Origin of the sequence: Tenacibaculum sp. MEBiC06402 (assembly GCF_049239625.1) — a bacterium.
Classification (GTDB): Bacteria; Bacteroidota; Bacteroidia; order Flavobacteriales; family Flavobacteriaceae; genus Polaribacter.
The window spans coordinates 1-1,097 of the sequence record NZ_JBMKKT010000045.1; the positions used below are offsets into that span (position 1 = coordinate 1).

Below are 1,097 nucleotides of genomic sequence, written 5' to 3' on the forward strand. Positions count from 1 at the left end.
CGCGAGTCGTTTTCCGTTGTTGTGGAAAGATAATTAATAAGATTGAATTTCCGTTGAGGTCCCGAAGCTTCGGGACAGCCGCAATTAATTATACACGGTGTTGTAAAATGTTTATTTTAAATCTTTAAATATAGTTCAGTGTTCACAGGTTTTTCATTAATAAAACCTGGCTTATAATTTAATCTTTCAATTATTAAATTTTCTATTTTATCTTTTTCTTCTGTTGCTAAATTTTTCCTAACTCTTAATTTGATTGATTCTTTTATAATTTTTCCTTTAATGTCTATCGTAAATAAAATTATTACTGTATTTATGTCAAAATCAGAATTTAGTTTTCTTTTTAAAGTTTCAATACCCGATATTAATTTAGGTTTTTTGTCTACATATTTAATTTTATATGCATCAAATGAATTAATAAATCCATATTTCTTTTTGTAATTTATAGCTTCACTTTCAGCCATTTCTTTACTCATAAATTTAGAAGTAATAGTTTTAGAGTTGACTATTTTCTGTGTGTTATAATAAATTTCATTTACTTTTAATTCGTAATTAATATTGATTTGTTTATTAGCTGTAAATGGATTTTCATTAAACTCAATTTTTGATTTCATTACTTTGAATTCAGTTGAATTCTCATTAATGACATCTGTCCAGTAATCGTAGTAAGCAGACTTTATCTCTAAATTTTTATTAACCTTTATTAAAGTTGTTTCTCCTGTAAATCCAGAATACAAACAATTGTAAATCCAAATTTCATTATCAGAAATTCGTTCAAAAAGTATTTGTTTAGTTTTATCAAGCTTGTTGAATGAGATAGAATTATCAGAAATAGTGTCTGTTTGATTTATTGTATGAACATTATTTAATCTTGTATTTTTTTTATTTGAACAAGAAAAACTCCAAGTTATAATTAAAATAAATAATATGTTTAATGTTCTGTTCATTTTATGTTTTACAACGGTTTTGTGTATGATTTTTTGCGGGAAAAGGACGCGAGTCATTTTCCGTTGTTTTGGAAAGATAATTAATAAGATTGAATTTCCGATGAGGTCCCGAAGCTTCGGGACAGCCGCAATTAATTATACACCTTGTTGTAC

1 protein-coding gene is annotated in these 1,097 nt (G+C 26.1%); it reads right to left on the reverse strand.

The features are described from left to right. Positions 1 to 116: 116 nt before the first annotated feature. Positions 117 to 944: a hypothetical protein gene (locus ACOSP6_RS00380; RefSeq protein WP_422092358.1), complete on the reverse strand. Its 828-nt coding sequence runs from the start codon at positions 942 to 944 to the stop codon at positions 117 to 119. Positions 945 to 1,097 lie beyond the last annotated feature (153 nt).

Excerpts from the sequence above, each read along its gene's own strand:
- ACOSP6_RS00380 (WP_422092358.1), bottom strand. The coding sequence starts at position 944 with ATGAACAGAACATTAAACATATTATTTATTTTAATTATAACTTGGAGT.